The sequence below is a fragment of the Mediterraneibacter butyricigenes genome, from assembly GCF_003574295.1.
Classification (GTDB): Bacteria; Bacillota; Clostridia; order Lachnospirales; family Lachnospiraceae; genus Mediterraneibacter_A; species Mediterraneibacter_A butyricigenes.
The window spans coordinates 2602161-2627971 of record NZ_BHGK01000001.1 but is presented as its reverse complement, the minus strand read 5'-3'; the positions used below and the strand labels follow the sequence as shown (position 1 = coordinate 2627971).

Genomic DNA, 25811 nt, shown 5'->3' with positions numbered 1-25811 from the left:
ATCAATTCTGTCCATCCGGTTTTCCCGCTCGTTTTCTTTTTCAGAACACTTTGCTTTCTATGCAGGATTTCCTGTCACAGAGACTGCTGTTCCCAGAGCTGTCGTCAGCTTTTCGATTGCCGTCATAATCCCGTCTTTCAGATTGGTTCCAATCGGAGTTGCAGCAACAACGATCAGCATGATCACAATGATAGATACCACGACTAGTCCATACTCTTCGATGAAGGTTTTCATAAAGATTCACCTCCTTTCTTCTTTTCTTCCCCGGAAATGCCTGTCCTTCCTAAACCATGTTCTATCCCATTCATGACCATTTATGATCATGATCCATAAAACACGCTCTCAAAGCATTTATCGAGGTTTCGCAGCATCTACGTTCCACTTCGTTCGGTGCTGAACAAGTGCCACTGGCACTTCGCACCACCAAGGTCTTGTACAAACACAGACTTTGGCTCGTTGCTTCGCGTAAATAAAAATGAATTGCGCTTCAGAAATTGAAGCAAAAGATACATCTGAACCTGAACACCAAAACTCTTTCGGCCCGTTCAGATGCCATAGACGCCTTTCGGCTTCAGATAAGAATTACAAGAACTGTATCCCATCTGTATGCGCTATTGTACACATCGTTTTATCACTTGTCAAATTTATTTTTCCATATTTTTGCATCAAAAAAAGATTCTGTCCACGCAAAGCCTGTATTTTCAACATTCTTTACACAGTCAGAATCTTAAATTTTTCATTTTGCCCTGTCCCTTTTTGCAATTTTCAGTCTGCTTTTCAACAGGCTCCCGTTACTTCTTCACCCCATTTTCAGTCAGATTTCGGAGCATGTCCATTTCAATCGGTCAGTTTACTCTTTCTTCCAGCTCCTGCTCCATCTCTGTCACCGTTTTCAACGTTCCGGGATGTCTTTTATAAGGCGCAATCTGTTTCAGCGGTTTCAGCACAAAATCCCGGTTCTGCATATCCACATGAGGAATACACAATTCCGGCTCCTGACAGATGATATCATCATAGAACAAAATATCCAGATCCAGCGTTCTCGGTCCCCAGTGACGGATCCGCTCTCTTTTTGCTGCTTTTTCCAGATCATGTAGTGTTTCCAGCAATTCCAGTGGTGTTTTCAGCGTTTTCAGACACAGACATCCATTTAGGAATTCATCCTGATCCGTCACCCCATAAGGCTCTGTCCGGATGAAATCCGAAACCTTTTCTACCTTACAGTCCTCCAGTTCATCCAGTGCTTTCACCGCATCCTCCAGATGTTTTTGCTTATCGCCCAAGTTCGATCCCAGCGCCACATAAACTTCATGCCAAGAACGTCTTACCGTCACCGAAACAGATTGAAGCGGCAGCCCGATCGGCGCCCACGGTTTTTTTATCTCGATTTCAGCTTCCCGGATCAATGGATAAGTCAGAAGAATCTCTCTTGTCAGATTCTCCGCCACACTCTCGATCAGTTTCCAGGTGTGCTTCTGCAAATATTCTGTGATAAAATGGCACACTGCACCATAGTCTGTGGATTCTTCCAGCTCATCGGTACATCCTGCTTTTCGTACATCCGTATAAAGATCTGCTGACACCAGAAACTTCTGTCCCAGTTTTGTTTCCTCCGGAAATACACCATGATTTGCATATACTTCCAGATCTTTTATCTTAATCTTATCCATCATCTTCCCTCTTTTCCTCTCCTTTTTACAGGAAAACACAACTTTCCCTGCCTTTTCTTCCTGCACCGGCCTGCACTCACACTGCATCCCGGATTGCTTCCATCATCTGAATTGCTCTTTTATTCTTCAGCACATCATGAACCCGGACAAATCCACATCCTGTCTGAACCGCCATGACTGTAGTTACCAGCGTTCCTTCTTCTCTCTGATCCACCGGCACATTCAGTGTCAGACCAATCATTGATTTTCTGGAGGTTCCCAGCAATACAGGATAACCAAACGTCTGAAACTGAGCCAGTTCATGCATCACCTGAAGATTCATTTCACAGGTTTTTCCAAATCCAACACCCGGATCCAGCATAATTTTCTCATCCCGGATTCCTGCTTCTTTTGCAAGCCTGAGCGTTTCCCTCAGATCTGCCATCACCTCTTGCATCAGTTTTCCCGCATCAGTCCCTGTCTCTTCCGTTCCTTCCGGCAGTGTCCGGTTGTGCATCAGACAGCACGCCACTTCCGTCTCTGCAATGACCTTTGCCAGATTCGGATCATATTTCAGTCCCCAGATATCATTGATCAGGTCTGCGCCGGCATCAATTGCTGCTTTCGCAACTTCTGATTTGTAGGTATCTACAGAAATCGGGAGATCGATTTCCTTTTTGATCCGCTCGATCACCGGAACTACACGACTGATCTCTTCCTGATCCGAAATCTGAGTATGTCCTGGTCTGGTAGATTCTCCGCCTACATCGATCAGATCCGCTCCATCCTTTTTCATCTGCTCTACATGAAACAATGCCGCATCTATCTGATCATAGTTCCCACCATCCGAAAAGGAATCCGGTGTCACATTCAGAATTCCCATGACATAAGTATGATGTTTGGTGTCAAATTCACGATTTCCAATCTTCATATACGGACCTCCATATTTTTCTTTTCTTCTGCCCATTTACAGGTTGCTTCTGCCTTACAGTCAAAACAACGCCTGGATTCCTTATCGCTTCTGTGGATTAATTCCATGAACCTTCTGCTTTTCGCAATCCTTCTGTCTTCTTCACTGTTTTCTTCCATACAGTTTTTCCCGCTTTCCCAGAGGATTTTGCTCCCAGGGGTTCCATCATATTCTTTGCCGCAGTTTCTTTCATTCTGTCCCCGATGGTTGGCAATCGCTTCCAGAATAAACTGCTGCTCCTCTTCCCCGAAAAGCTGCATTCCGGAATCCTCTCTCAGATCTTCCAGAATCTCTCTTGCGATTCTCTCTCCTGATTTTTCATGAGGGATTCCCCATTCATACTGTTCATATCTTCCGATATCATGCAAAAGCGCCGCCGCATAGATCACTGCTTTACTATATCCGTCGGATTCCTCCAGATTATGAATATAGGCGATCCGTGCCACATCCAGAAGATGATCGATCCCGTGTCGGCAATAAATCCGATCCGCCTCTTTTTCCTGTAACTTCTGATAATTTTCCTGATACAGCGGATGTTCCCAGATCTTCTGTACCCGCCTCATCGGAGCATCTGAAAGAACAGCTCACTGCGTTCTTTCTCCTCCTGAAAGATTCCCCGTTTTACAACGGTCACCGTCTTGCTGCCCGGTTTCTTGATTCCACGCATGGTCATACACATATGTTCTGCTTCTACCATAACCATAACACCCTTCGGTTTCAGATAGTCCATCAGTGCATCGGCAATCTGTCCGGTCATCTGTTCCTGCAATTGCAGTCTTCTCGCAAAAATCTCCACCGTCCTTGCCAGTTTGCTTAAGCCAGCCACTTTTCCGTCCGGCACATAGGCAATATGTACTTTTCCGTAAAACGGCAGCAGATGATGCTCACATAGAGAATAAAAGGTAATATCTTTTTCCAGCACCATCTCATTATTCTCCACAGAAAATGTTTTCTGCAGATGTTCCGAACCGTCCATCGTCAGACCCGCGAGCAGTTCTTCATACATCCTTGCCACACGATCCGGTGTCTCCACCAGACCTTCCCGGTTCAGGTCTTCGCCCACACCTTCCAGTATCAGTCTCACACCCTGCTTTATTTTTTCCTGATCCATTTTTTTCTTTATCCTCATCTTTCTGCCAGCTCTATCATCTGTCCGAGATAAGACAGTGATCCAAATGCAAGGATCACATCGTTTGGTCCTGCTTCTTTTCTCGCCAGATCCAGTGCTGTCTCTACCTGGTACGCCGTCACTGCCTCACAGTATGGCCGCATCACTTCTGTCAGTTCCTCTGCCGGTAATCTCCGGTTCGGATCGGGAAGATCAATGGTAAACACCTTTTCAAGAAGCGGTCCCATATAGGCTGCAATCTTTTCGTATTCTTTATCCCGAAACACCCCCATAATCCCGAAAACCTTTCTGCCCTCTCCATAGGTCTCCAGTGTCTCCTTCAAACGCAGTGCCGCATTCTCGTTGTGGGCACCATCAATGATTACCACCGGATTCTGTGCGATACAGGTAAATCTTCCCTTCCAGACGGTTTTGGAAAGCCCTTTTTCCAGTGCCTCTTTTGAAATCTGATACCCTCTTTTTTGCAGCGCATAGATGATCTCACAGGCTGTGGCTGCATTTTCCGGCTGCACGACCCCCAGCATCTTCAGCCTGATCTTGTCAATCCCTTTATACTGAAATCTCTGTCCTTCCAGAGAATGTTCTCCGCTTTGGAGTTCTTCTTTTTTCACCGAAGAAAATGGAGCGTTCCATCGCTTTGCTTCCTGCTTCAAGACTTCCATTACTTCCGGTTTCTGGATCCCGCTTACCACAGAACAGCCCGGTTTTATGATCCCGGCTTTCTCTCTCGCGATCTTCTCCAGTGTGTCGCCTAAAAATTTCATATGATCCCGACTGATCGATGCAAAAGCGGCCACCTCCGTATTTTTGACCACGTTCGTTGAATCATGAAGCCCGCCAAGTCCGGTCTCCAGCACCACCAGATCACAGGATTTTTTCTGAAAATACAGAAAAGCCACCGCCGTCTCGATATCAAAGACCGTCGGATGGGCTCCGCCGTCTTCTGTGAGACGCACAATGGCTTCTTTTACTTCTTCTACCAGCTCTGCGAACGTTGCTTCCGGGATCATTTCCTCGTCTACCTGGATCCGCTCCAGGTAAGTCGTAACTGTCGGGGAGACGTAGCGTCCCACCCGGTAATTTGCCTCGCTTAAAACCGTAGAAGTGTAAGCAAGCACAGACCCCTTCCCGTTCGTTCCTGCAATATGAATAAAATGCAAATCTTCCTGAGGATTGTTCAGTTCCGCAAGAAGATTTCGTATCGTATCCAAGCTAAGTACACTTCCGTATTTCGACACTTCGTCCAAATATACCCTTGCTTCTTTGTATGTCATATCATTACTCATAACAAGGAACAGTATACACGCAAGCATACGCCTGTGTCAAATTTATTTGTTTTTCCTACCGGATATCCGTGCGAAGCGCCGCTAATAACGGAAGTTCGCTTCGGATGCGTTCCACCTGTTCCAGATCCAGATCCGATTCAAGAATTCCTTCCTCCGCTCCCAGTTCTCCTAGAATTTCTCCCCAGGGTGAGACGCATAAGGAATGTCCCCAGGCCACATAATCCGCCTGCTCATTTCTCGCAGTGGAAGTCCCCAGATAGAAACACTGATTATCGACCGCTCTCGCCCGGAACAACAGCTCCCAGTGGGCAGGCCCTGTGGTTCGGTTAAATGCAGCCGGTACCAGAATCACTTTTGCACCCCTTTGTACCATCATTCTGGACAGTTCCGGAAATCTCAGATCAAAACAGATGCAGATTCCTATTTTCCCAAACTCCGTGTCAAACACCGTACAGGAATCTCCCGCTGTCAGGGTATCTGATTCCTTAAAGTACTGGCCGCCTTTGATATCCACATCAAACAGATAAGCTTTCCTGTGCTTTGCAATCTGCCGCCCCTCCCGGTCAAACACGTAAGCCGTATTGTAAACTTTTCCATTGTCGTCCACCTCCGGCATGGTTCCCGCCGAGAGATATATTCCATACTTTTTCGCCAGATTACTTAAAAACTGCCAGCTCTCTCCGCCTTCTTTTTCTGCATACACAGGAAAAGAAGAAGTCTCATAAGGGCAGTGAAACATTTCCCCGATGCAGACCAGATCCGGCTGTTTGTCCCGGATCTTCTCAAGACTTGCCTCCAGGGCTTTCAGCCCTTCGTCCTTCGTCTCTTTTACCTGCATCTGTAACTGTATCACTCTCATAAGAACTCCTTCTTTCCTGTAGCTGACGGCTTTATGCCTGCTAAATTATCTCTGAATATTGTTATGCAGGAGCTTATGCTCTTTTCCTTTCAACATTCCGTCATAAAGGGACTGAATGATCGGATTTTCATTGGAAAGCTTGATCTGGGCAAGATTATCAATCCGGTAAAGCCCTTCTACTCTTGCTTTCTTTGTCCGCGGGCCGATCGGTACCGGCTGTCCGCCACCTGTAATACATCCTCTCCGGCATGCCATAACTTCCACAAAATCATAATACAGCTCGCCCGACTGGATCTTTTTCATCACTTCTCCTGCTGATTTCAGGCCATTGACCACTGCAATCTTCACTTCCCGTTCACCCAGTGTGACGGTGGCTTCTTTTACGCCTTCCACTCCACGAATACCGGTAAAACTGATTGCTTCCAGATCTGCTACTTTATTACTGTTCACCAGACGTCTTAAGACAGCCTCTGTCACGCCTCCGGTTACTCCGAAGATGGCTCCGGCTCCCGAGGAAATACCAAACGGCATATCCAAAGCTTCCGGCTCTAACTGTGCCAGATCAATGCCTGCTTCTTTTATCATACGCGACACTTCCTGTGTGGTCAATACATAGTCCACATCCTGTTCTCCGTCTGTCCAGTGTTCCGGCCGTTTAATTTCCGCTTTTTTCGCTGTACATGGCATAATAGAAACCACGATGGTCTTTCTCTGATCTTCCCGGTTCTCTCTTGCCTCTTCTTTTAAGAGTGCTCCAAACATCTGCTGCGGAGATCTGCAACTGGAAATGTGTTTCGCCAGATCCGGGAACTGATCTTCACAGTATTTCACCCATGCCGGGCAGCAGGAAGTGAACAACGGCAGATTTTCTCCGCTTTCCAGACGTTCCATCAGTTCTTTGGACTCTTCCATAACCGTCAGATCCGCACCGAAATTCGTATCGTAAATCTCATCAAATCCCATGCGGCGAAGCGCTGCCACCAGTTTGCCCAGTGCATTTTCTCCCTTCGGCAGTCCGAACTTATCACCGATAGCAATCCGGACTGCCGGCGCGATCTGAACCACAACCCGGACATTCGAATCATAGATCAGCTTCCAGACCGGACTGATATTGTGCATAATCGTGATGGCTCCGGTCGGACATACCACCCGACACTGTCCACAGCCCACGCAATTAGTCTCTCCGATTTTCCGGTTAAACGCCGGCATGACCTGCATATTGGAACCACGGTAAGCAAATTCCAGGATGCCCAGACCCTGATGCTCCTCACAGGTTCTCACACAGTCTCCGCACAGAATACATTTATTCGGATCTCTTACGATACAGTCTGAACTCTCATCCAGCGGGATCTGCGGCTTGTTATTTTCAAACCGGACATAGTTCACACCCAACTGGACGGAAAGTTTCTGCAAGGTACAGATTCCATTCTTCCGGCAGGTCGTACAATCCCGGTTGTGGGATGCCAATAAGAGCTCCAGAATCATTTTCCGATGGTGCTGTAATCTTGGGGTATTGGTATAGATCACCATACCGTCCCTCGGTTTTTCCGAGCAGGATGCAAATACTTTTCCCCGGTCGTCTTCTACCACGCACATCCGGCATGCGCCGTAAGTCGATAATTCGGAATGATAGCAAAAGGTTGGCAGATCGATTCCGGATTTTCGGATCACGGAAAGGACATTTTTCTCCTGATCAAATGTTACACGTCGATTGTTGATTGTCATATATCCCATCTTTTCCGCCTCCTTAATCTTCTACATGAATCGCACCGAATGCACAGGAACTTTCACAGGCACCACATTTGATACATTTTTCCGTATCAATATGAAATACTTCTTTGATCTGTCCGCTGATCGCACCAACCGGACAGTTTCTTGCACATTTGGAACAGCCTTTACACCGTTCCGGACTGATCACATATTTCCGCATTGCCGTACAGTTATGTGCCCGGCATTTCTTCTCATTTACATGCTCCAGATATTCATCCCGGAACAGTTTTAAGGTGCTCATTACCGGAAGGGCTGCACTCTTTCCAAGCCCGCAAAGTGCTGTCTCCGTAATAGTCTCTGCCAGTTCTTCCAGAAGATCCAGATCCTCTTCTGTTCCTTTTCCGGCTACGATCCGCTCCAGGATCTCCAGCATCCGTTTGGTTCCTTCCCGACATGGCACACATTTTCCACAACTTTCATTTTGGGTAAAATTCATGAAGAATCTCGCCACCTCTACCATACAGGTGTTGGTGTCCATGACCACCAGTCCACCGGATCCGATCATGGCTCCCATCTTCTTCAGAGAATCAAAGTCAAGACAGACATCCAGATGCGGGGTGATCAGGCATCCACCGGAAGGTCCTCCGATCTGAACTGCCTTAAATTCACCGTCTCCTTTCATTCCGCCGCCGATATCATAGATTACTTCCCTGAGCGTCGTTCCCATCGGTACCTCGATCAGGCCGGTATTTTTTACCGTTCCGGTCAGCGCAAACGCCTTGGTTCCCGGACTCTTCTCCGGTCCGATGCTCTTATACCAGTCGGCTCCGTTTTCCAGAATCATCGGTACATTGGCATAGGTTTCTACGTTATTCAGTACCGTTGGTTTTCCGAATAATCCCTGCTCTACGGTACGTGGCGGTTTCACACGGGGCATTCCCCGGTTTCCTTCGATGGATGCCGTCAGGGCGCTTCCTTCTCCACAGACAAAAGCTCCGGCACCCCGGTTGATATGTAACCGGAAGGAAAAATCAGTGCCAAGGATATGATCTCCTAAAAGGCCTCTCTCCTCCGCCTGCTCAATCGCCAGCTTCAGTCTTGAGATTGCAAGCGGATATTCTGCTCTCACATAAATATATCCCTCTACCGCTCCTACTGCATAAGCTGCGATCATCATACCCTCAATCATCTTATGAGGATCACCTTCCATAATGCTTCGATCCATAAAAGCTCCCGGATCGCCCTCATCTCCGTTACATACCACGTAATGAACCGGCTCTTTCTGTCTTGCCACCTGCTGCCATTTGTATCCGGTCGCAAAGCCTCCGCCGCCTCGTCCGCGCAGATTGGAGTCACTGACAACCTGAATCACTTCTTTCGGAGTCATGGTAAATAATACCTTTTCCAGCGCCTTGTAGCCCCCAATGGCGATGTATTCCTCCATGTGTTCCGCATCAATATGTCCACAATTTTTCAGCACCAGTCTGGTCTGCTTTTTATAAAACGGAATCTCTTCCTGGGTCGGATATTCCATACCGTTCTGCTTATACAGCAGATGACGGATGATTTCTCCTTTTTCAATGGTTCTGTGGAAAATCTCTTCACAATCTTTCACTTTTACTTTCGTATAAAGCAGCCCCATGGGCTCAATCCGCATCAGAGGTCCCATCTCACAGAATCCATGACACCCGCTCTTCTTGACCGCAACTCCTTTTGCATCCCCTTCATGGGCAATCTCTTTTCCGAATTCTACTTCCACTTCCGGATGATCTTTGACCAGCTCACACATTTTCTCGTAGATCTCACCGGATCCTCCTGCCAGACAGCCGGTTCCTGCACAGATCAGAATCCTGCATCTTGTCTGATCCATTCTCTCTTTCGAGGACACCCGAAGCTCATCCAACTGTTCTTTCTTTTCTAATTTCTGCATAAGATACGCTCCTTTCATCCTCTCAGTTCGTGAATCAGTTCCGATGCTTTATCAGGCGTCATCGCCGGATATACCTTATCATTCACCGTCAGAACCGGTGCCAGACCACAGGCACCCAGACAGGATACCGTTTCCAGAGTAAACAACATATCATCTGTGGTCGCTTTGTTTTTCGACAATCCCAGTTCACTGTAAAGCCGCTCCAGAATCGGAATGGATTTGCGTACATGACAGGCTGTTCCGTCACAGACCTTAATCACATATTTTCCTTTTGGTTCAAAAGAAAAGTTCTCATAAAAAGTTGCCACGCTGAATGCTTTTGCCTCTGTGATCCCGATCTGTTTCGCCACATAGTTCAAAAGCTCCGGTGGCAGGTATCGATATTCACTCTGAATATCCTGGATAATGGGAATCAGTGCCGATGGCTTATTTCCATGCATCGCAATGATCTCATCCGTCTTTTCATACCATGTCTGATCTACCATAAGTTACCTCCTTCTTTCCCCGTTTTTTGTTTAATTTTACGCCTTATTGGTTAATCTTTTATCAATGTATGTGTATTATAGGTGATTGTGAACAATTTATCAATTGTTTTTCTCAATCATTCGTGTATATTTTTCTATACAAACGCAAAAAAAGACCGAAATGTTGTCATTTCGATCTTTTTTCGCCTGTTTTTCTCTTTTTATTTTGCTTCTTCTTTTTCCGGTACTCCGCGATGTCAATATAAACCAAGGTTACAATTACGCAATAAACATGGCGTCCCGTATGATTACAGGAACGCCCTCATTTCTAACAAACGTACTTTACATGAGTTGGAATTTCAGGTTTTTCTTGCCTTTTTCTTCCGCTCCTGTTATATTGATTCTATCACAAGGAAGATCCGCAAGAATGTTAAAGTTCTTCTTCCTTGTGAGCTTCTCTATTTATATGAGCTTTACTCCTTTGAGTAGAGCTTTTTTATTTTTTCGGAGACAGATCATTCGCTCTCTGAATATTCATACGTGTCCTCACCGGTCAGCATGACCACTCCGGTATCTTCCACAATACACTTTTCCTCGTCCAACGTCCCATATGTTGATACATCTATAGTGCTTCCTGCAAACTGCAGTCCTGTTCCATCTCCGAAGTCGATTGCGAACCAATTATAACCACTGTCTTTTACTCTCTGATTGCAGAACTCAGCGTACTGTTCCATCGTAACCTTTTTCATGGTTTTCATTGGAACCTCTATATAGGCATACTCACCTAATTTTTTATCACTGGGACCATTCATTACATCACCCACCTGAATTTCTGCTTCCATAAGTGGATTCACGTCTTCTTTCTGTGCGGCTTTCATTCCATCTTTTACTCCATCAGAAAAGCCACATCCTGATACAGTCAACATCAATCCGATTAATACTGCTGCAAACATTCCCTTTTTCATTTTTCTTCCTCCATTTCGTCTTGCATGCTCCCTGAATCAAAAAGAACACCTTCCACGACAAAGGTGCCCTTTCTTAATGGTACGTACTTGAACGAACATGTTAATTATACCATGCTATTCTACAATATCAACAACAAAGTTTTTCCTTTATTGCGTCCTGCAATAAGCGTGAAAAATTAATTCCGGCTTTTTCTGCCTCTTCGTTCAAATAATACGGTATGGTGCAGTTTTTCCGCACCATCCGATTTTCTTTTCTCCGATACTCAGTGATGTCAACATCGACCAGGGTTACGATATCACCCTCCGCTTTTTCGATTTCTTTCGAAAACGGCTCTGGCAATTCTTTTCCCTCGTCTTCTAACTGCAATGCATTAATGCCGATGGCATCCCTCGCCATGAAGATTGCATCACCAAGGTTTTTTCCCTCAGTATACACTTCAAAATCCGGAATTGCCACAAAATAGCCTTTTTCATCTTTAGACAACACCACCGGATATACCGGTATATTTTTTTCCATGACCTACACCTCCTTAAACTGCTGCTTGGTTAAGACAAAAGAGTCTGGGGCTTAGCCCCGTCCTCTTTTTCCTTGATAAACAGTCAGGGATTAAATCCCTGTCTGTTTTAAGATTGCTCTTGCAAGCCTTTCGTTTATCTCCCGATGCCTCGGGATGGTAACCGTTTTTTCTCCGTTGGTGTAAATGTCGTGATTCGCTCCATGTCGGAGCAACCACCAACCGGCTCTCTCGAGCATTCTTACCAAGTCTGTCCGTTTCAAGTCTGTACCCCCTTTCTTTTGTTTATACTTATATTATACGTATTGAATACGCATACGTCAAGCGATGATTCTAAATTTATTTTATTATTTCATCAGACGACTGATCTTCAAGCCACTTAAAGGCTTCTAAGATATTACCATATCCAAACACTCTATTCGCACACCAGTTATGTATCAGTCTGTGTCCCTGGCATGATATACTGTTTCCAATGCAAGCCTGTTCTCCGCAGATCACACATCTATACAGGTTCTCCTCTGGATGGCTCATCTCGTATTTCTGAAACGTATCAATGTTCTTTCTGTCTATCTGCTCATAATTTTCATGCACCTTTATTTTCATTCTCTCACCTACTTTGCCGGAAATTCATATACAAGATTCTTCTTGCATGTTGCTGGTCTTATCGCCCGTGCTGATTCATCAAAGAACTCAACCGTATAGCATGCCTCCTCGTAACTGCTGCAAAATTCTTTCAACACCTGCAAACATCGTTCCTTTGTTGGGTACTCTGCGATTTCTTCCAGGCAGCCATCAGATATCCAAATTGTATGTCTGACCGTTTCCTTCTTCCCTTTGCGGTTTACCTGTTCTGAATACTCCAGAGCATTAAATGCTCGTCCAAACCACAGGATTTTCTCTTTATTATGGCTTACAATCAGCATTTCCCAGTCCTCCTTTATACGGTTCCGGCAGTGGCATCCAAGCATTAACGAACACGCCCACAGAAGCGTATGTTGCTTCGCAATCACTTGGATAAAAAGCCCCGTTTCCTTGTTTGTCCACTTCATATGTTGCAATGTCCGGAAGTGTTACTCCCTCATTTTCAAACGATACAAGCACGTATTCTCCCGGATCCGGCAGCTCTTCATTGATGTCTCTCCATCCTTTTTCATTTTGAATCAGTGTAATTCCCTCTTCCATCTTTTCTCCGCTCAGAATCATATCAAACCACTTTTTTTCGATCGTCAACGTCAGCAACTTTTCCACCTCGCTTCCTCGTATTCTTCCATCGTTGGCCTTTCGCCGTCCAGATCATTCCATCTGTACAGTTCACCCTCTTCCTGTTCCCACTGTGCCCGGTAACAATCCCGACACAGGCAAGATCCGGAGAGCCATCGCATTTCTTCCCAGTATTCCGGTTTCTTACATCGCTTGCAAATCACGATCTGTTTGTCTTCATTCATTTTCCACACACCATTCATTTTTATTTTTCATCCGTGCTCCTTTTTCATACTTTGTACATTCTTCCACTTCACAACCACGGGGATTCTGTGTGAGCCAACCATAATCGCAGATATTGACCGTCGGCTGATTACTCCTATACCTACATGTCAAACACAGATGCCGATCCGCATTAACTCCAGATCCTTCCTGTAGTTTTTTCTTTGCTTCTTTCTGTTTCCGTTACTCTGCTGCATAATGAGCGACTGTCCCATTTGGAATACCGGTTTTCTCCGCAATCGCCCGATTTTTATATCCTTTTTCCACCAGATCCCAGATTTTGACTCTTCTTTCTTCTGCCTGACTTTTCCTTTTAATCTTACTCACCTCTTATGACATTTCAGCGGACTGATTGCCGATTTTGACTCTACCCTTCCGACACGGACTTTCACCCGACTGGTTGCTTCCTTGTATTTTTTTATCTCCCTGACTTCTTCCACTCGTGCTGCCTTAAATTCCTGATATTTTCCACAGCGATCATGGCAGCCAACATGGCGTTCTTCGCAGTCTTTACATACTGGCCGGATCATAATATCACCCATCCTCTCTCTTATGCCAAATCAATAAATACTCATGCCGTACTTACGTGCAATTTCCCTATCTGCCTTTAGTACGCCCCCCCGATCGTCGTATAAGCTGTCCGGCGGCTATTCAGTTTCAGATCAACCTCTGCACCGCAATTTATGCATTTATACGAAAATTCCGATGTCTGTAAATTTGTCTGGTACTTAAAATGCGATCCGCATTTACAGTCAAGATAGAGTTGCTTCATATCATGGAAGAACGTCTCATGTCCACACTCGCAGGTGTGAGCATTTGTGTATTCTTTCGTGCAATATCCTTTGATCTTTCCGCACTTTTCACACTTCGCAATAATGAATCCTTTCACATACTCTGCCTCAATTCCTGGATCAACTTCTCTCTTTTGTTCCGGCTTTTCTTCCTTATGCTCGCCCTTCCAGTCTGATCCGAATAAGTTTTCTACCCGGCTTGCTTTCTTTGTCTGTCGCAATTGCGATAAATCCAATTCTACCGGTTCTGCTTCTTTTACCGGCTCTTCCGGTTCTTCCGGCATAGCCTCTGGCTTCGGTACGGGCGCAGGCTCCGCCTTTCTGTTCTTGACTGCCGAATCCTCTTCATCCCTGTGAAGCTCCATTGCAAGGCCGATAATTCGTCTTGCGTCACTTGCTGTTACCTCAAAACTGTTCTTTCCAAACTCACTAATAATTTTAATTTCCACTGCTATTGCCTCCCATAAAATCAAATATTGTCAACTGCCCCTCATGGAGCGTCGGCTCTAAAACTTCTGATCCAGAATTTCATCCAGTTTTTTCCGACTATCTCTCAAATACTTCACGTAATATTCCGGATCCCGGCATCTACGCATCACTACCAGATCATTTCTTCGGATTGCATCTTCCATCCCCAAAACGTAACGTACCGGTTTCATGCACTGACTGGCTTCTTTGTCCAGATCCGGACTGAGCTTTCCTCTCAGGTACTGGTAGTCCTGATTTTCTTTCAGGACCTCCAATGCTGCCTTTGCTTCTTTCCGGATCACGTCCGGGTTCGCCATATAATCACCGTCAACCTTTTCAGGGATCTTCAGATAATACTCCTCCGGGTATTCTGTCGGCTCCAGTTCCATCTCTATTCTCTTCCGGAGATAGAGCACATGATTACGGCATAAATTCATATTTACGCCATCTGGCCAGAATGGATCAGCACCACCATGTATTTTCAGCTCTTCATACCGCCTACGGTTGTCCAGAATCTCCGCTCCCAGTTCCTTACTCAGCTTCTTCTGATCCGGCATTTTCGTTGAACTTTTCATTGATTGCCTCCATGATCTTACCGATCCGAACCTCTCCGATCCCTTTTACAGATCTGATTACTGCTTCAATATCTTTTACATCCAGAACATTAGCTGACGATTTCCCGTCTTCCCAACCACTCTTGTATATATCTGTGCAGAAATCCTCAAACTGCCTGTGATCGTACCTTTTCGCAGCCTTATAGATAGATCTGTTTACCAGATATCTATTCTCATGATTCTTCTTTGCCATTATCGCTCCCCTCCTCTCACGATGCCTGTTCTACAACGCCAAGTTCTTCTATGATCTTTTTCAGTGCGTACTTGCCGTTGGCCGTCAACTGTCTTTGCCATGCTCCCTGTGATGGTGCCCACCGGAAGCCATTCCCTTTCAGAGTGCTTCTGATTGCCTCATCCGGCTTTCCATCGAACACAATCTGTATTCTCATTAGATCCGTGTTTTCGATCACCTTAAACTCACCATAATCAGCCTCAGAGCTGCCTTTCTCTTTTGTCGTTTTCAGTTCTTCCACTCTCTGTTTGAGTCGCTTAATATTCGCCAGATTGTTTGTCAGATGATATCCGGCATATGGAGCCGTTCCGCATCTCCATGTTTCACATGCCATTGCATCGTTATATCTTTGATCTGCTTCTCTGTCAGGAAGTCGCATCCGGTCATGGTTCCATTCTTTCGCCAGTAGGCATTTACATCTTTCATTAACTGGTGGTTCTCTTCCAGTGAAGCGATTTTCTCTTCCAGAGCTTCAATAGCGTTTTCATCATCGCTCTTGATGATTTCTTTCCCATACAGAAGATTCCGCAATTTTTCTTTGATCGACTGACAGTATTTATAGTATTCCTGGTTCTTCTCCCAAGCCTTGACCTGTTTTTCTTTCTTCTTCACCGGAAAGTTTCCGGCTCCTGAGATCATCACTGACGGGCACATACAGCCGATTCTCGCATCCTCGTTGAAATATTTCCCCATGTTCCGGGCATATCTGTTTGCCAGTCTCCAAGCTCTCTCCCGGTACTTCTCTCCTCTTCTGGCAACCACTTCCTCCGCCAGGTCATATACTTCGTTTACGTCCTCCTGGTATTCTTTGGTTCTGGATCCCAGCTGATACTCATTAAAAGACATCATATTCTGTGCTGTTCTGGCTGCATCTTCATTGATCTTAACGTATTCTCTCTCGCTCATAGCTTACTCCTCCTCAATCCCTTCTCTAACCTCACAAACGATTACCGGTTTTGATTCATGGTTCAATCTGGAAAGACTCCACCCCTCAGATACGTTGCTCATGGAGATGTAGCCATCAGGTGTGATGTAGATATGTGCTCCGTCCGTCTGGATCCCTCTTTCATCTCCGAACTTTTTCAAAATATCCGCTATGATCGCAAGGTGTGGAAAGCACTCAGCGTACATCTGTTTAAAATCCTCTTTTTCTGCCTCCAGGCGTTCCATCTTTGACATTTTCACTTCCTGCATATCCTCTTCCTCCTTATATTCCAGTGACACATGCCACCAATTATCGCTCATACTCAAATCTAAGATTCTTGCCTTGCGAATCTTCTCCATGGTTTCCATGCTCACGATATCGTCCGACGAAAAATCTTTTGATACTCTGCCTTTTTCATCCTGTTCCGTCAGCGTGTAATGGATCCCTCGCTCGTCCGCCGGATCGGACTTACAGAAGTCCAGGAACTTCTTGCCGATCCATTTCTTTAAATCATCCATGGTCACTACTCCCTTGCTTATGCCATAACTTCTATTTCCTCTGTAACACGGTTGAAATGGTATACACTATCTGACAATTTTTCTTCTGCTGAAACTGTATTAATATTCCCAAATCTGACAATCTCTTTCAGATCCATAGTGTTTGTAACATTATCCTCCGGGACAAGAATAATCTCTTGTATACTTGATGGGAATATATACAGATCTTTCCCAAGCTCTTCTGACAGCTCTTTAAGCAGGTCTTTTCTCAGTATTGAGTTTGCACCAAACATCTTGTTCTGATTTGTCATAACATACATCGGTGGTAAGCTCATTTCTTCCACCATTTCTATCGGAATTCCCGACAACTCCGACAGTATCTGTGTTATTGATGCGACCTTTGTATGATCTTTTTCAATCAGATTATGCTGTGCTTTCTCTTCTAACTCCGTCTGGCTGATATGAAGATCCTGCAGCATTGCATTTCTCAACAAGAACGAGCTGCTATAATCATCGGAAATCATAACTCTGTATACGATTTCAAGATCCAGAAAATGAGTGTGAACAAGATTTTGCAGAAATTTCTCATTTCCAGATCTTCCAACCATGCAAGGAATTACATGTTCTAAAACAAACTCTTTGTTTGCAATCTTGGTGAGATCAAATATTGGCATTTCTTCTTTTGAACAAACTTCTACGATTTTATCGGCAACTTCCTCTTCGCTCATTTTCTCCATGTCGTCAATATAAAAAACTGCTCTCGCATTATCGCCAGACTTGATACTTACTCCCTGCCTCGTTCTATTATTCTTTTCAACTTCTACTACCATTGCTTCTGCTTGCATTTTTTCTCCTACAATTTTTGCGATTCTTTCTGTTCTTTCCTTCATGACTCTTCTCTCCTTTTCTACTCATAATCTTCATACTCGATCCCGGCCACTTCACAGATGATCTCATAGTCAGAACCGTTGTCATACATGTTCCGGAGCGTCTGCCCGTGGATCGTTCCATCCCACATGCTGATAGCTTTTTCAATAGCCTCATTCAGCCTCTGATTGCTTCTGTCTGCCATTATTTCTCTACCTCCTCAATAATCTTTGATGCAAGCTCTTCGCCGTATTTTGTTGCCAGGAACATTCTTGCGTATCCCCATTCTTCCGGACTGTTGGACTTGTCAAACATTCCTACTGCATCCCTCCGACACTGTTCTTCTGTCAGATCTCCTCCGGCCACTACTTTGATCCGGCTGTTGATCTTCTCTAGGCGTCTCATTGCTTGCCGTCTCTCTTTGTCCAGATCCATCATAATGTTTGCAGCCTCCAGCATGCTCTTAATCAGTGGCATCCCTCCGGTTTTGTACAGAGTAGCGATCTGATCTTTTCCACCGGCTTCGCTAATTGCCGGGTGCCAGGTGTATACTGTTTCAATGAGCTCATACTCACGATCTGAAATCTCAACGCCAACTCTTTCCTCAAATTCATGCTTCATCATAGCTTTTGTCCTCCTAAACTCTTTCTAAGTATGTGATACAACACTCATTTATCAGTTTCCGTTCGTGTGTTTGTTTTCTTTTGATGACTGAAGTATACCGCTGTATAACGAGCATTGTCAAGCATAGCATTACATATTTTTTCAAAAAAAATAGAAGCATCTGCTTCATGCTCCTATTTCTCTACCTTCTCACTATAAAAAAATTTTTTATTATTTTTCTTCAATAACCAATTTGTAACCCATTACATTCAAAATAGACTCTACCCTTTCGTACCCTACGATATCTTCATCCAGAACTTTGTATAGTGAGTTCACATCAAAATCCAAATCACACCCATCTTTGCGCTTAACTGCTACTTCTAATCCAAGAGCATTAAATATCTCACGGACTGTAGCAAAATTCGGATTTTTTCTGGAAAGCGTACCAAATATCGCCTGACGTGATATACCGAGTTTTTTTGCAATACTTGATTGCGAAATTCCTTTTTCTTCCAATACTTCCCTGATATATTCTGCTTTATTCATGATAGTACCCTCCCTTACTTACTAAAGAATACAGCAAATCATCCTTTTTCGTCAAGGTGTGTGTTACATTTTGGAACATACATCTAATCTTTCATCGTAATCACAATCATATACCGATTTTTCGCACATCTGGCATAACATCACTCTGGCTCCGCAGCGTGGACAATATGAAACTAACCCCCAGTCAGGATCCCATGAGAACATATTATACTCTTCACAGTACGGACAAAACCCAGTTGTCAGGGATTCTTTGATGTCCGCTAACTCCTGGGCTGTCCGTCTCATGCGGTTCTTTAGGTTCCGGTTCTCTGTCTCACGAACCTTAATGCGCTCATTTTGCCTTTTCAGGCTTTTTGATCGCTTTTTCAATCTTTTCTTCAAGATTATATTTTCAGTCTTCTGAATCACGCTTTATCGCCTCCATCGCATTTATCATCAAATACATACTTCGCTCCCGGAAGTGTAAATGCCCTCGGCGAATATTCCGGACCTGATACAAGCAGCCCCAACTCTCTCATTTCTTTCATGTAGACACATGTCGAACTGGTGGATTTCAACCCGACACCTTCCCCGATTTCACGGACACTTGGCGGATATCCATTCTCCGCCATGAACACCTTACAAAATTCCAGAATTTCTTTATGTCGCTTTTTCATTTTCTCTGCCATGATTCTTCTACCTCCAATCTGGATCCACTTTGTATAGGATCGCAATAAGCACCGGATCGTATTCTGCTGATAGCGGATATTCTCCACAGAGCCGATATACGATATCTTCAATGTCTGTCTCGTCCAGATCCTCCAACTTACAGCCGTATTCCTTTTCCAGATCCTCAAGTTCATCATCCAGGGTCACCAGTTCCTCCACCGGTTCCGGTTTCCAGTCTTTCGGAACCTTCTCATACTCTTCACGTCTTCGCTCCCAGTATTCATCCTCATTTATGCTCCACATTTTTGCTCCTTCCAAATTTCGTTAGCTTCTTTCTTGCAATCTCGCTCTGTGTAATAATCATACAAGAACTCTTTCTGTGCTTTTGTCATGTCTCTAACCAGGCTTCCGGTCGCAAATGCGATCCCCTGCGATGGATTGTGAAGCAGCACCCAGCCCCGATCTGTAAGCCAGCCTCCAGCGTCAAATATATCTTCGCTCCGATCCGGGTAATTCTCTTCCACATATTTATTCGCCCAGTCTTGGTGCTCTCCCCACTCAACTTCATGGAAAGTTCCATTCGGCTCCAACCACCCGAAATCTCCGGTTGTATGCTCTTTTTTATCCATCATACGGGTTATGAGGCTGTCAAGTCTCGCCTGCCATCCATCTTCGTCCGTTTCCTCTCCAAGTTCTTTTCTTACTGCTCTTTGTTCGCTTTCCGAAAGATGTTCCATCGCTACATTGAACCTTTCCGTCATTCGGTCAAGCTGACTTTTTAAAACTTTTTTCGACCAGGGAATTTTCCATATATTCATATTGCCTGGTAGCTCTTCCTCTTCTCCTGCCCCGTATGTTTCTAGGTGGTATGTTCCGTCGGCGGTATTGCCTTTCAGTGCCGCTCTTCCCATCAGGATATCTTCCGCATACCTCCGGATCTGAGCTTCCGGCGTATCTGTTCCGGTCATACTATCTGCCAGGATCTCCATAATTTTCCCGATACTCTTTTCTCCAGAATAAAACCACTCTCTTGTGATCTGAGTGATAAACTCTCCAGTGATTCCGAACGAAAGTGTTCTCTTTTCTCCTGCCATCTCCGCACCTCCTACTCCTGATTGCAATAATCAATAAATGCCGTGATTGCCTCGTCTGCTTCACACCGAGTGTAAAACTTCTTTTTACGGTTCTTCTTTCTCCACAACGGTAATCCGTGCATTTTCCGCTGGTTATTTGTCAGTAACATCGGTATCATGTTTTTCATACTCTCTCCATCTCCGGAGGTCTGCCGCCTCCGGTCGGCACTATGTAATCAATCCAGAAGTAACTCCTGGCTGATCGTGTACTGTTCCTGGAGCTTTTCAAAAGCTCTTTCAGTTACGGTGTATTCTCTCCAACCAAGCCGATATTGAGCTGATTTTGACAGGTTCTTAGATTCCAGAACTCTGTCAAATGTGATGCCACGACCTTTCAACTGTAAGGGAGTGTTGATGTGGTAATGCCTGCCATAATAGCTCCGCTCTGCTTCGATCTGGCACTTTGGCTTCTGCTCGCCCATTTCTGGAGTGTAGCAGTACAGCCCCGGCTTCTCTGGAATCACTGCCGGCTTTTCTTCCGGTCTTGCATTTTCCAGGCGTCTTGCTCGGATCTGCTCCTGGAGCGTTTCAACTTCTCCAGGTCTAAACTCTCCTTTCTCATGACAAACCGCCATGATCTCTGCATACTCCTCTACTACCTGGTTGTCAGATGCCAGAGTGATGAGCTGTGTCAGGTTCGAAAAGATGTTACTGTGTGTCTGTGGAAATTGAATAATTGTTGCTGCCATGATTTTGTCCTCCTATGCGAAAATGAATTTTCTAAGATCTTCGTCTCTGCAATCACTGTCTAACCATTTGTCGAACTGATCCGGAAATCTTTTTTCCAGTTCATCCATGAACCACCCTCTCAGGATTGGTGCTTCCAGATCAGTCATTGCGGAAGTTGCTTCCCACTGATCCAGAAGCTGTTCTGTTGAAAGTGTTGCAACCAAATTGATTGCTTTCTGTTCTGATACCGATCTTCTCATGACTCACCCCTCCTCAATACCACTCACCAGTTACTGCATCGTAACTCATACACTGAGATACATAACTTGCGACCTCACGATATTCGCTGACTGTTTCCCAGTCAAGTCCGAAGCTGGCGATCATCGCACCCTCAAGGGTTCTATGACCTACGCTGTGAAGTTCAAATGTACCGATAAGATTAATAAGCGTTGATGCTGTCATGATGTGTACCTCCTATTCTTCAACCTCTTTGACGTAAATGTATCTCTCGCCGTTTCCGTTCGTGTGTTTGTTTTTGTTGATGGTTGAAGTATACCGCTGTATAACGAGCATTGTCAAGCATAGCATTACATATTTTTTCAAAAAAATTAGAGGCATCTGCTTCATGCCTCTAAATCTCTACCTTCTCGCTATTAAAAAATTTTTCAAAATCTCTGACCACTTTGCCTTTCCAGTTTGCAAAAACAATTTTTCAAATCGTTCAGCTCTCAAAACATTGCAACCAGAAAATGCAATCCACCCTGTTCAGTTTTGCGAAGTCAGAAATTAAGATCGACCGCCTCTTCCCATCAACTGAGGTGCGTCTCAAAATCTTGTCATGCGAATAGTCTACCCCGAAAATCATTTTTTGTCAATCAGGAATTTTTCACCATGGGTCAGAAAGTGGTTTGCACCGAAAAGCACACGTATATATATTATATATTTTTTTATTCTTTTTTATTTCTTTTTCTTTGCTTCTTTCTTTTCTTTCTTTTTTCTTCTTTTTTTGCGTGATAGTCACAGTAGCATATACAGTGATAGTCACTGTGATAGTCACTGTGATAGTCACTGTGATAGTCACGCAGTTTTACATATATATAGGAAGAAAGTCATACCATTTGCTCAAAATTCTTCTTTTTTGTCCTTGTAGCAGTTACAGTAGCAGTTACAGTAGCAGTTACAGTAGCAGCTACAGTGATAGTCACAAAGGATGCATTGGACATCTCGACCAACTCTCTACCCCTTCTTTGTACATTTCGTACAGCCAACATTTCGGAGCAAATTTTTCTAAAAAGCCATATACCTGTGGCTGCGTAAAATGCGATTTGAGACATTTTCCACATTAGGTGATAGTTGTATCGAAAAAATTATTTTCATGCGGAATCAAAATAATGCACAATTTTGCCCATGCCAATTTGTACAGTTTTTCTATTGACAGAAGTTTCAAAGTGTGTACATGGTTTTACCTCTTTCTTGCAATAAAAAAAGCCCCAGGCATCCGAAGATACCCAGGGCGAACGTGATGTACTACCTCGATCAGGAGGATTTTTTGCGTATGCGTTATGCGTATAACATTGGTTTGCGTGTTGCGAAATTGAATCTGCACCATGAAGCGTTCCGGAATGTCGGACGTTCTATCCGTATGCCTCCGTAGGCTCTGTATAGCCTCATGGTGCGTTCTTGTTCTGGTTTTCAGGTTCTTCTTAGTAGGAGAATAGAAACTGCCTATTTGACAGCTTCTGACCGCCATATCCAGATCTGGCGATTATTTCTTTACCAAGCGAATCTGGATTGCTTCGATTCCTTTTCGGAATCCGACAGAACCAGATGCGAATCCGGCAGCTACCCAACCAGTCCAACCAATAGTCTGGATGTGAGTCCGATACTGCAGCTCGTAGCCTTCCGGCAATCCCTCGATCTCCAGAATGATCGCTTCAAGCCGCTTTCTCTGTCCCTTTGAGCCGATCATGGTGTCCTTGGTAATGTAACCAAGATCTACCCAACCGGTACCCTGAATATGGCATTTGCCTTTCAGCTTCAGTTCTACTCCCAGTTTTCGAGCGGCATCTTCCAGACTGATCCACAAGGCTTCAAGTCTCTTGCTGGATCCGGTCGTGCCTGCAGTCTGGCCGTCCCGGACCTCTGCACAATCTCCGATGCTCTGGCAGTGAGCTCTGTACTTGACGCCCATGTCATTTACTGGATCACCGGGAATCTGTCTCGGACCATTATTAACAGATGAACCACCGCCAAGAATTTCACTTGGAAAATCCCGGTATACTTCGTTCATGTCCACTCGGCCAGAGATCCCTGGAACTGTGCCGGAGCTGCTATACTGCCACATGTCATAGGATCCGGATATACCTACCGGTTTCTGATTGGAATACCGTGCAACCCACTTCGTAAAGCGATCCAGTCTGTTTCCGATATATTTCTGGTACCAATACTGGCCAGAATAGATGCCGCACCAGTAACCGGCAGCCTCGATAATGTCGCCAAATACAATTCCGTTCTGGACTGCCACCGACTCTGTTCCGGGCTGTTCCAGATCGTAATAGATCGGATAGGACATCTTGCCTTTATACGGAGCAACCAGTCTGAGGGCATGTGCTGCCTCGCTCTTAGCCTGTGCGGTATTTTTAGCGTAGCTGTAAATATATACGCCCCAAGGGATTCCAAGCCTTGTACACTCGTCAGCATTGCGCTTATACTGCTTATCATCCTGTGATGCGATATTATCTCCATAGCCACACCGCAAGATAGCACCCTGTACACCCGATGCTTTTACTTTTTCCCAGTCGATTGTTCCGTTGTGATAACTCACGTCTACGATTAATTTACTCAAGCCAACCGCCCTCCTTCAACTCTTCTTTCTTCTGTTCGATCTCCGCCTGGTATTCCTGCTCAAATTTCTGCGCCTCTTCCAGAGTCATTTCTTCGAGCTCTGCAACTTTCTCCGCTGTATAACCGTAAGCGAAACTCTTTACGATTTCCTGTACTGTTTGCTCTGTCATTTTCTGCTCCTTTCTTTGCATACAAAAAGAGAGCCAACATTTGACTCTCTAAAAAAGTGTTGATATTTGTTTGTACGTGGCATATAATATAAGCAGATAGAGCAATCGCCCACAAGGTGGGTTGACCTCGTTGTTGAATGATAGAATTACCACCCTTTCACTCCGTCAAAGTTTTGGGGTGGTTTTTCTATGCTTTAAATCAGTGACAAATCAAGTAAATGAATGTCAGCAGTGATAAAATGAACATTCCGAAGGCCATCAGGTCTTTAAAATCAAAATGTCTCATCAGCACCACCCCCATTCTATGTATAGAATCGAGGTCAGCCACCCTGCAACACGATTGCTCCGTATCTATCTTACCATCATTTCTGCGTTACCGCAATTCTCATTCTTCATCCGAACTACACTCCGGAATACCGGCTACACTCGTCAGTAAAGACAGTACCCCAGCCAATGCCGCAGCAGACATTACATACTTCCAGTCTACCTGGCCAAGTGCTGCCGCCGCTCCAATTCCTGCGATTGCTGCCTGCGCAACAGTCTTAACCGCACGGATCATAGCTTTCTGGATCCATTTTCTGGTATCGACCGATACCTTGAACACACAATTTTTTAACATGTCTTTTCTCCTTTCTTTTTCATCAGGTGCAGCTCTTCAATCTCGTGCATCATCTTCGTTATCATCCCATTGCCACCTAAAGCGTGGTATGCATCGTACATTTCCATAAAATTTTCATAAGCGTATGATGGAATATCACCCAACATCATGTACTTATCGTGATACTCGATCAGTTGGACCCGTAACAGGAGCATTGTACCCTTGCTATTCGCCAACCTCTCCTCTGCTTCCCTTGCGATGCGATCATCTCTTTCCTTGGCATCTGCGATCTTCTGTTTTTTCTGTTCCTTCAGGAGCCAAATTATGTACCCCATAATGGCAGTTAAAAAGATCGGAAGGGCAATGAGATAGGTCTGAAACAAAAACTCTTTCATTTTTTCAACCCTTTCATAGTATTAAAATACGCATAAAAATAAGACCTGTTACGGTCTTGCTCTGATCTCCATATGTTCCTCCTTTCTTTCGGAAAACAAAACCCACAGCAAAAGACATGATAATCATGCACTTTGCTGTAGATTCTTAATTAAATGGTAAAACTGACAAAATCCATGCAGAAAAAATCATAGTCACGGCGGACTCGACCAACGTGACCGATGTGATTAATGCAATCTATCCGCAGATGGCTATATCAAACTATGCTACAGGATGCTTGGTGAACGTCATCGTCAATGAGAAGCTCTGGTGGAGCGGTGTGGTCTGGACGAACGGTGGTAACAATGGAAGAATCTGGGGAATGCTATTAAATTTCACGTCAACGACTGCATGCATTTTCAATAAGACCAGTAGTAGTGCAACTCCAACGACAAAAGATCTTTGATTAGCTTTCTGAATGATATACTTCTACGCTCTTGAAACCTACATACATCACTGTAACTTCCGCATATGGTAAGAAATTGGTAGAATACACACATTTTCCAGTGTTATCAGCACTCCATGTTTTTGATATGGTTGATTGGCTGCTGCTTGTAACTCTTATTGCTCCGTTAGCATTGCCGTCGATGTGCGCAGAGACTACCTCGAAGATTGAACCTTTTATATTGTCTCTTCCTACAATAAGTGCATATGCTTTCGCCCATGAAATTGTAGGCATTTTCAAGCGTAGAGAATCAATATTATCCGCACTACCAATTCGGAACGAAATGTTTTCAATTTTGCATTTTGTAAGAAAGTTTGTTTTACCATTTAATAAAGCATCGGTCACATTGGCTTATTTTTATGTTCAGACA

At 44.6% G+C, this 25811-nt stretch carries 40 protein-coding genes; all 40 read right to left on the bottom strand.

The window, feature by feature from the left end; all coding sequences use genetic code 11:
* Positions 1-57: 57 nt before the first annotated feature.
* On the bottom strand, positions 58-234 hold the full coding sequence (locus KGMB01110_RS15080) for a hypothetical protein (protein ID WP_170141730.1): 177 nt from the start codon (positions 232-234) through the stop codon (positions 58-60).
* Between the two features lie 611 nt (positions 235-845).
* Positions 846-1670 (bottom strand): 2-amino-4-hydroxy-6-hydroxymethyldihydropteridine diphosphokinase, encoded by an 825-nt coding sequence (gene folK / locus KGMB01110_RS12955; protein ID WP_117603796.1) that lies wholly within the window; start codon positions 1668-1670, stop codon positions 846-848.
* Between the two features lie 76 nt (positions 1671-1746).
* Entirely contained in the window at positions 1747-2580 is an 834-nt protein-coding gene (gene folP, locus KGMB01110_RS12950) for a dihydropteroate synthase (protein WP_119298766.1), read from the bottom strand.
* A complete protein-coding gene (locus tag KGMB01110_RS12945) occupies positions 2577-3182 on the bottom strand; it encodes an HD domain-containing protein (protein ID WP_117603759.1) in 606 nt (201 codons plus the stop codon). The genes folP and KGMB01110_RS12945 overlap by 4 nt, the downstream gene beginning before the upstream one ends.
* Complete coding sequence (folE, locus tag KGMB01110_RS12940) at positions 3179-3730, bottom strand: GTP cyclohydrolase I FolE (protein WP_119636897.1); 552 nt, start codon at positions 3728-3730, stop codon at positions 3179-3181. The genes KGMB01110_RS12945 and folE overlap by 4 nt, the downstream gene beginning before the upstream one ends.
* Positions 3731-3744: 14 nt before the next feature.
* The gene (locus tag KGMB01110_RS12935; protein ID WP_119298764.1) at positions 3745-5022 is read right to left on the bottom strand and encodes a bifunctional folylpolyglutamate synthase/dihydrofolate synthase; all 1278 of its coding nucleotides are present in this window, start codon (positions 5020-5022) and stop codon (positions 3745-3747) included.
* A 67-nt stretch (positions 5023-5089) separates the two neighbouring features.
* On the bottom strand, positions 5090-5893 hold the full coding sequence (locus KGMB01110_RS12930) for a carbon-nitrogen hydrolase family protein (protein ID WP_117603761.1): 804 nt from the start codon (positions 5891-5893) through the stop codon (positions 5090-5092).
* Between the two features lie 45 nt (positions 5894-5938).
* Complete coding sequence (locus KGMB01110_RS12925) at positions 5939-7627, bottom strand: [FeFe] hydrogenase, group A (RefSeq protein WP_117888147.1); 1689 nt, start codon at positions 7625-7627, stop codon at positions 5939-5941.
* A gap of 13 nt (positions 7628-7640) precedes the next feature.
* A complete protein-coding gene (locus KGMB01110_RS12920; protein WP_119298761.1) occupies positions 7641-9533 on the bottom strand; it encodes an NADH-quinone oxidoreductase subunit NuoF in 1893 nt (630 codons plus the stop codon).
* A 14-nt stretch (positions 9534-9547) separates the two neighbouring features.
* Positions 9548-10018: a complex I 24 kDa subunit family protein gene (locus tag KGMB01110_RS12915; RefSeq protein WP_117603764.1), complete on the bottom strand. Its 471-nt coding sequence runs from the start codon at positions 10016-10018 to the stop codon at positions 9548-9550.
* 494 nt (positions 10019-10512) lie between these two features.
* A complete protein-coding gene (locus KGMB01110_RS12910; protein ID WP_119298759.1) occupies positions 10513-10962 on the bottom strand; it encodes a hypothetical protein in 450 nt (149 codons plus the stop codon).
* A 127-nt stretch (positions 10963-11089) separates the two neighbouring features.
* Positions 11090-11479 carry a type II toxin-antitoxin system HicB family antitoxin gene (locus KGMB01110_RS12905; protein WP_119298757.1) on the bottom strand — a complete coding sequence of 130 codons (390 nt, stop codon included), beginning with the start codon at positions 11477-11479 and terminating at the stop codon, positions 11090-11092.
* A gap of 90 nt (positions 11480-11569) precedes the next feature.
* A complete protein-coding gene (locus KGMB01110_RS12900; protein WP_119298755.1) occupies positions 11570-11740 on the bottom strand; it encodes a type II toxin-antitoxin system HicA family toxin in 171 nt (56 codons plus the stop codon).
* A 76-nt stretch (positions 11741-11816) separates the two neighbouring features.
* On the bottom strand, positions 11817-12080 hold the full coding sequence (locus tag KGMB01110_RS12895) for a hypothetical protein (protein WP_119298753.1): 264 nt from the start codon (positions 12078-12080) through the stop codon (positions 11817-11819).
* Positions 12081-12088: 8 nt separating this feature from the next.
* Complete coding sequence (locus KGMB01110_RS15480) at positions 12089-12400, bottom strand: long-chain fatty acid--CoA ligase (RefSeq protein ID WP_243112834.1); 312 nt, start codon at positions 12398-12400, stop codon at positions 12089-12091.
* Positions 12381-12725, bottom strand: a complete 345-nt coding sequence (locus tag KGMB01110_RS12885; protein WP_119298751.1) for a DUF551 domain-containing protein — start codon at positions 12723-12725, stop codon at positions 12381-12383. The genes KGMB01110_RS15480 and KGMB01110_RS12885 overlap by 20 nt, the downstream gene beginning before the upstream one ends.
* Positions 12710-12922, bottom strand: coding sequence for a hypothetical protein (locus KGMB01110_RS12880; protein WP_119299233.1), 213 nt, complete (start codon positions 12920-12922; stop codon positions 12710-12712). The genes KGMB01110_RS12885 and KGMB01110_RS12880 overlap by 16 nt, the downstream gene beginning before the upstream one ends.
* Before the next feature lie 220 nt (positions 12923-13142).
* Positions 13143-13286, bottom strand: a complete 144-nt coding sequence (locus tag KGMB01110_RS14975; RefSeq protein WP_156085450.1) for a hypothetical protein — start codon at positions 13284-13286, stop codon at positions 13143-13145.
* Positions 13283-13489: a hypothetical protein gene (locus tag KGMB01110_RS12875; RefSeq protein ID WP_136626695.1), complete on the bottom strand. Its 207-nt coding sequence runs from the start codon at positions 13487-13489 to the stop codon at positions 13283-13285. The genes KGMB01110_RS14975 and KGMB01110_RS12875 overlap by 4 nt, the downstream gene beginning before the upstream one ends.
* A 77-nt stretch (positions 13490-13566) precedes the next feature.
* Positions 13567-14199, bottom strand: a complete 633-nt coding sequence (locus KGMB01110_RS12870; protein ID WP_119298747.1) for a hypothetical protein — start codon at positions 14197-14199, stop codon at positions 13567-13569.
* 57 nt (positions 14200-14256) lie between these two features.
* Complete coding sequence (locus KGMB01110_RS12865; RefSeq protein WP_136626694.1) at positions 14257-14793, bottom strand: hypothetical protein; 537 nt, start codon at positions 14791-14793, stop codon at positions 14257-14259.
* Positions 14750-15025 carry a hypothetical protein gene (locus KGMB01110_RS12860; protein WP_119298743.1) on the bottom strand — a complete coding sequence of 92 codons (276 nt, stop codon included), beginning with the start codon at positions 15023-15025 and terminating at the stop codon, positions 14750-14752. The genes KGMB01110_RS12865 and KGMB01110_RS12860 overlap by 44 nt, the downstream gene beginning before the upstream one ends.
* A 16-nt stretch (positions 15026-15041) precedes the next feature.
* The gene (locus KGMB01110_RS12855; RefSeq protein ID WP_119298741.1) at positions 15042-15398 is read right to left on the bottom strand and encodes a hypothetical protein; all 357 of its coding nucleotides are present in this window, start codon (positions 15396-15398) and stop codon (positions 15042-15044) included.
* Positions 15344-15970, bottom strand: coding sequence for a hypothetical protein (locus tag KGMB01110_RS12850; protein WP_119298739.1), 627 nt, complete (start codon positions 15968-15970; stop codon positions 15344-15346). Before KGMB01110_RS12850 ends, KGMB01110_RS12855 begins: the two co-directional genes overlap by 55 nt.
* Positions 15971-15973: 3 nt before the next feature.
* The gene (locus tag KGMB01110_RS12845) at positions 15974-16507 is read right to left on the bottom strand and encodes a hypothetical protein (RefSeq protein ID WP_119298737.1); all 534 of its coding nucleotides are present in this window, start codon (positions 16505-16507) and stop codon (positions 15974-15976) included.
* 17 nt (positions 16508-16524) lie between these two features.
* Positions 16525-17376, bottom strand: a complete 852-nt coding sequence (locus KGMB01110_RS12840) for a DUF5688 family protein (protein WP_119298735.1) — start codon at positions 17374-17376, stop codon at positions 16525-16527.
* A 17-nt stretch (positions 17377-17393) separates the two neighbouring features.
* Positions 17394-17558: a hypothetical protein gene (locus tag KGMB01110_RS14970; RefSeq protein ID WP_156085449.1), complete on the bottom strand. Its 165-nt coding sequence runs from the start codon at positions 17556-17558 to the stop codon at positions 17394-17396.
* Positions 17558-17977, bottom strand: a complete 420-nt coding sequence (locus KGMB01110_RS12835; RefSeq protein WP_119298733.1) for a hypothetical protein — start codon at positions 17975-17977, stop codon at positions 17558-17560. The genes KGMB01110_RS14970 and KGMB01110_RS12835 overlap by 1 nt, the downstream gene beginning before the upstream one ends.
* 210 nt (positions 17978-18187) lie before the next feature.
* Positions 18188-18502, bottom strand: coding sequence for a helix-turn-helix domain-containing transcriptional regulator (locus KGMB01110_RS12830; protein WP_119298731.1), 315 nt, complete (start codon positions 18500-18502; stop codon positions 18188-18190).
* Positions 18503-18906: 404 nt separating this feature from the next.
* Positions 18907-19170 carry a LexA family protein gene (locus KGMB01110_RS15075; RefSeq protein ID WP_170141728.1) on the bottom strand — a complete coding sequence of 88 codons (264 nt, stop codon included), beginning with the start codon at positions 19168-19170 and terminating at the stop codon, positions 18907-18909.
* Positions 19171-19177: 7 nt separating this feature from the next.
* The gene (locus KGMB01110_RS15070) at positions 19178-19453 is read right to left on the bottom strand and encodes a hypothetical protein (protein ID WP_170141727.1); all 276 of its coding nucleotides are present in this window, start codon (positions 19451-19453) and stop codon (positions 19178-19180) included.
* A complete protein-coding gene (locus tag KGMB01110_RS12815; RefSeq protein WP_119298725.1) occupies positions 19441-20244 on the bottom strand; it encodes a hypothetical protein in 804 nt (267 codons plus the stop codon). Before KGMB01110_RS12815 ends, KGMB01110_RS15070 begins: the two co-directional genes overlap by 13 nt.
* An 11-nt stretch (positions 20245-20255) precedes the next feature.
* A complete protein-coding gene (locus tag KGMB01110_RS14965) occupies positions 20256-20411 on the bottom strand; it encodes a hypothetical protein (RefSeq protein WP_156085448.1) in 156 nt (51 codons plus the stop codon).
* A 48-nt stretch (positions 20412-20459) separates the two neighbouring features.
* Positions 20460-20972: a hypothetical protein gene (locus tag KGMB01110_RS12810; RefSeq protein ID WP_119298722.1), complete on the bottom strand. Its 513-nt coding sequence runs from the start codon at positions 20970-20972 to the stop codon at positions 20460-20462.
* Positions 20973-20984: 12 nt separating this feature from the next.
* The gene (locus tag KGMB01110_RS12805) at positions 20985-21212 is read right to left on the bottom strand and encodes a hypothetical protein (protein ID WP_119298720.1); all 228 of its coding nucleotides are present in this window, start codon (positions 21210-21212) and stop codon (positions 20985-20987) included.
* A 13-nt stretch (positions 21213-21225) separates the two neighbouring features.
* A complete protein-coding gene (locus KGMB01110_RS12800) occupies positions 21226-21414 on the bottom strand; it encodes a hypothetical protein (protein ID WP_119298718.1) in 189 nt (62 codons plus the stop codon).
* Positions 21415-22717: 1303 nt separating this feature from the next.
* Complete coding sequence (locus tag KGMB01110_RS12790; protein WP_119298714.1) at positions 22718-23797, bottom strand: GH25 family lysozyme; 1080 nt, start codon at positions 23795-23797, stop codon at positions 22718-22720.
* Positions 23790-23966, bottom strand: a complete 177-nt coding sequence (locus KGMB01110_RS14960) for a hypothetical protein (protein WP_156085447.1) — start codon at positions 23964-23966, stop codon at positions 23790-23792. Before KGMB01110_RS14960 ends, KGMB01110_RS12790 begins: the two co-directional genes overlap by 8 nt.
* Before the next feature lie 385 nt (positions 23967-24351).
* Complete coding sequence (locus tag KGMB01110_RS12785; RefSeq protein ID WP_119298711.1) at positions 24352-24585, bottom strand: holin; 234 nt, start codon at positions 24583-24585, stop codon at positions 24352-24354.
* Positions 24579-24959 (bottom strand): hypothetical protein, encoded by a 381-nt coding sequence (locus KGMB01110_RS12780; protein ID WP_119298709.1) that lies wholly within the window; start codon positions 24957-24959, stop codon positions 24579-24581. The genes KGMB01110_RS12785 and KGMB01110_RS12780 overlap by 7 nt, the downstream gene beginning before the upstream one ends.
* Positions 24960-25811: the final 852 nt, after the last annotated feature.

Excerpts from the sequence above, each read along its gene's own strand:
- KGMB01110_RS12865 (WP_136626694.1), bottom strand. The coding sequence starts at position 14,793 with ATGAAAAGTTCAACGAAAATGCCGGATCAGAAGAAGCTGAGTAAGGAA.
- KGMB01110_RS15480 (WP_243112834.1), bottom strand. The coding sequence starts at position 12,400 with ATGCTGATTGTAAGCCATAATAAAGAGAAAATCCTGTGGTTTGGACGA.
- folK (WP_117603796.1), bottom strand. The coding sequence starts at position 1,670 with ATGGATAAGATTAAGATAAAAGATCTGGAAGTATATGCAAATCATGGT.
- KGMB01110_RS12845 (WP_119298737.1), bottom strand. The coding sequence starts at position 16,507 with ATGGATGATTTAAAGAAATGGATCGGCAAGAAGTTCCTGGACTTCTGT.
- KGMB01110_RS12805 (WP_119298720.1), bottom strand. The coding sequence starts at position 21,212 with ATGAGAAGATCGGTATCAGAACAGAAAGCAATCAATTTGGTTGCAACA.
- KGMB01110_RS12830 (WP_119298731.1), bottom strand. The coding sequence starts at position 18,502 with ATGAATAAAGCAGAATATATCAGGGAAGTATTGGAAGAAAAAGGAATT.
- folE (WP_119636897.1), bottom strand. The coding sequence starts at position 3,730 with ATGGATCAGGAAAAAATAAAGCAGGGTGTGAGACTGATACTGGAAGGT.
- KGMB01110_RS12850 (WP_119298739.1), bottom strand. The coding sequence starts at position 15,970 with ATGAGCGAGAGAGAATACGTTAAGATCAATGAAGATGCAGCCAGAACA.
- folP (WP_119298766.1), bottom strand. The coding sequence starts at position 2,580 with ATGAAGATTGGAAATCGTGAATTTGACACCAAACATCATACTTATGTC.
- KGMB01110_RS12785 (WP_119298711.1), bottom strand. The coding sequence starts at position 24,585 with ATGTTAAAAAATTGTGTGTTCAAGGTATCGGTCGATACCAGAAAATGG.
- KGMB01110_RS12905 (WP_119298757.1), bottom strand. The coding sequence starts at position 11,479 with ATGGAAAAAAATATACCGGTATATCCGGTGGTGTTGTCTAAAGATGAA.
- KGMB01110_RS15080 (WP_170141730.1), bottom strand. The coding sequence starts at position 234 with ATGAAAACCTTCATCGAAGAGTATGGACTAGTCGTGGTATCTATCATT.
- KGMB01110_RS12835 (WP_119298733.1), bottom strand. The coding sequence starts at position 17,977 with ATGATGAAGCATGAATTTGAGGAAAGAGTTGGCGTTGAGATTTCAGAT.
- KGMB01110_RS12945 (WP_117603759.1), bottom strand. The coding sequence starts at position 3,182 with ATGAGGCGGGTACAGAAGATCTGGGAACATCCGCTGTATCAGGAAAAT.
- KGMB01110_RS12915 (WP_117603764.1), bottom strand. The coding sequence starts at position 10,018 with ATGGTAGATCAGACATGGTATGAAAAGACGGATGAGATCATTGCGATG.
- KGMB01110_RS14970 (WP_156085449.1), bottom strand. The coding sequence starts at position 17,558 with ATGGCAGACAGAAGCAATCAGAGGCTGAATGAGGCTATTGAAAAAGCT.
- KGMB01110_RS12930 (WP_117603761.1), bottom strand. The coding sequence starts at position 5,893 with ATGAGAGTGATACAGTTACAGATGCAGGTAAAAGAGACGAAGGACGAA.
- KGMB01110_RS12855 (WP_119298741.1), bottom strand. The coding sequence starts at position 15,398 with ATGGCATGTGAAACATGGAGATGCGGAACGGCTCCATATGCCGGATAT.
- KGMB01110_RS12925 (WP_117888147.1), bottom strand. The coding sequence starts at position 7,627 with ATGGGATATATGACAATCAACAATCGACGTGTAACATTTGATCAGGAG.
- KGMB01110_RS12880 (WP_119299233.1), bottom strand. The coding sequence starts at position 12,922 with ATGAATGAAGACAAACAGATCGTGATTTGCAAGCGATGTAAGAAACCG.
- KGMB01110_RS12780 (WP_119298709.1), bottom strand. The coding sequence starts at position 24,959 with ATGAAAGAGTTTTTGTTTCAGACCTATCTCATTGCCCTTCCGATCTTT.
- KGMB01110_RS12935 (WP_119298764.1), bottom strand. The coding sequence starts at position 5,022 with ATGACATACAAAGAAGCAAGGGTATATTTGGACGAAGTGTCGAAATAC.
- KGMB01110_RS15075 (WP_170141728.1), bottom strand. The coding sequence starts at position 19,170 with ATGGCAGAGAAAATGAAAAAGCGACATAAAGAAATTCTGGAATTTTGT.
- KGMB01110_RS14965 (WP_156085448.1), bottom strand. The coding sequence starts at position 20,411 with ATGAAAAACATGATACCGATGTTACTGACAAATAACCAGCGGAAAATG.
- KGMB01110_RS12895 (WP_119298753.1), bottom strand. The coding sequence starts at position 12,080 with ATGAAAATAAAGGTGCATGAAAATTATGAGCAGATAGACAGAAAGAAC.
- KGMB01110_RS12875 (WP_136626695.1), bottom strand. The coding sequence starts at position 13,489 with ATGATCCGGCCAGTATGTAAAGACTGCGAAGAACGCCATGTTGGCTGC.
- KGMB01110_RS12910 (WP_119298759.1), bottom strand. The coding sequence starts at position 10,962 with ATGAAAAAGGGAATGTTTGCAGCAGTATTAATCGGATTGATGTTGACT.
- KGMB01110_RS15070 (WP_170141727.1), bottom strand. The coding sequence starts at position 19,453 with ATGTGGAGCATAAATGAGGATGAATACTGGGAGCGAAGACGTGAAGAG.
- KGMB01110_RS12840 (WP_119298735.1), bottom strand. The coding sequence starts at position 17,376 with ATGAAGGAAAGAACAGAAAGAATCGCAAAAATTGTAGGAGAAAAAATG.
- KGMB01110_RS12860 (WP_119298743.1), bottom strand. The coding sequence starts at position 15,025 with ATGGCAAAGAAGAATCATGAGAATAGATATCTGGTAAACAGATCTATC.
- KGMB01110_RS12920 (WP_119298761.1), bottom strand. The coding sequence starts at position 9,533 with ATGCAGAAATTAGAAAAGAAAGAACAGTTGGATGAGCTTCGGGTGTCC.
- KGMB01110_RS14960 (WP_156085447.1), bottom strand. The coding sequence starts at position 23,966 with ATGACAGAGCAAACAGTACAGGAAATCGTAAAGAGTTTCGCTTACGGT.
- KGMB01110_RS12810 (WP_119298722.1), bottom strand. The coding sequence starts at position 20,972 with ATGGCAGCAACAATTATTCAATTTCCACAGACACACAGTAACATCTTT.
- KGMB01110_RS12815 (WP_119298725.1), bottom strand. The coding sequence starts at position 20,244 with ATGGCAGGAGAAAAGAGAACACTTTCGTTCGGAATCACTGGAGAGTTT.
- KGMB01110_RS12800 (WP_119298718.1), bottom strand. The coding sequence starts at position 21,414 with ATGACAGCATCAACGCTTATTAATCTTATCGGTACATTTGAACTTCAC.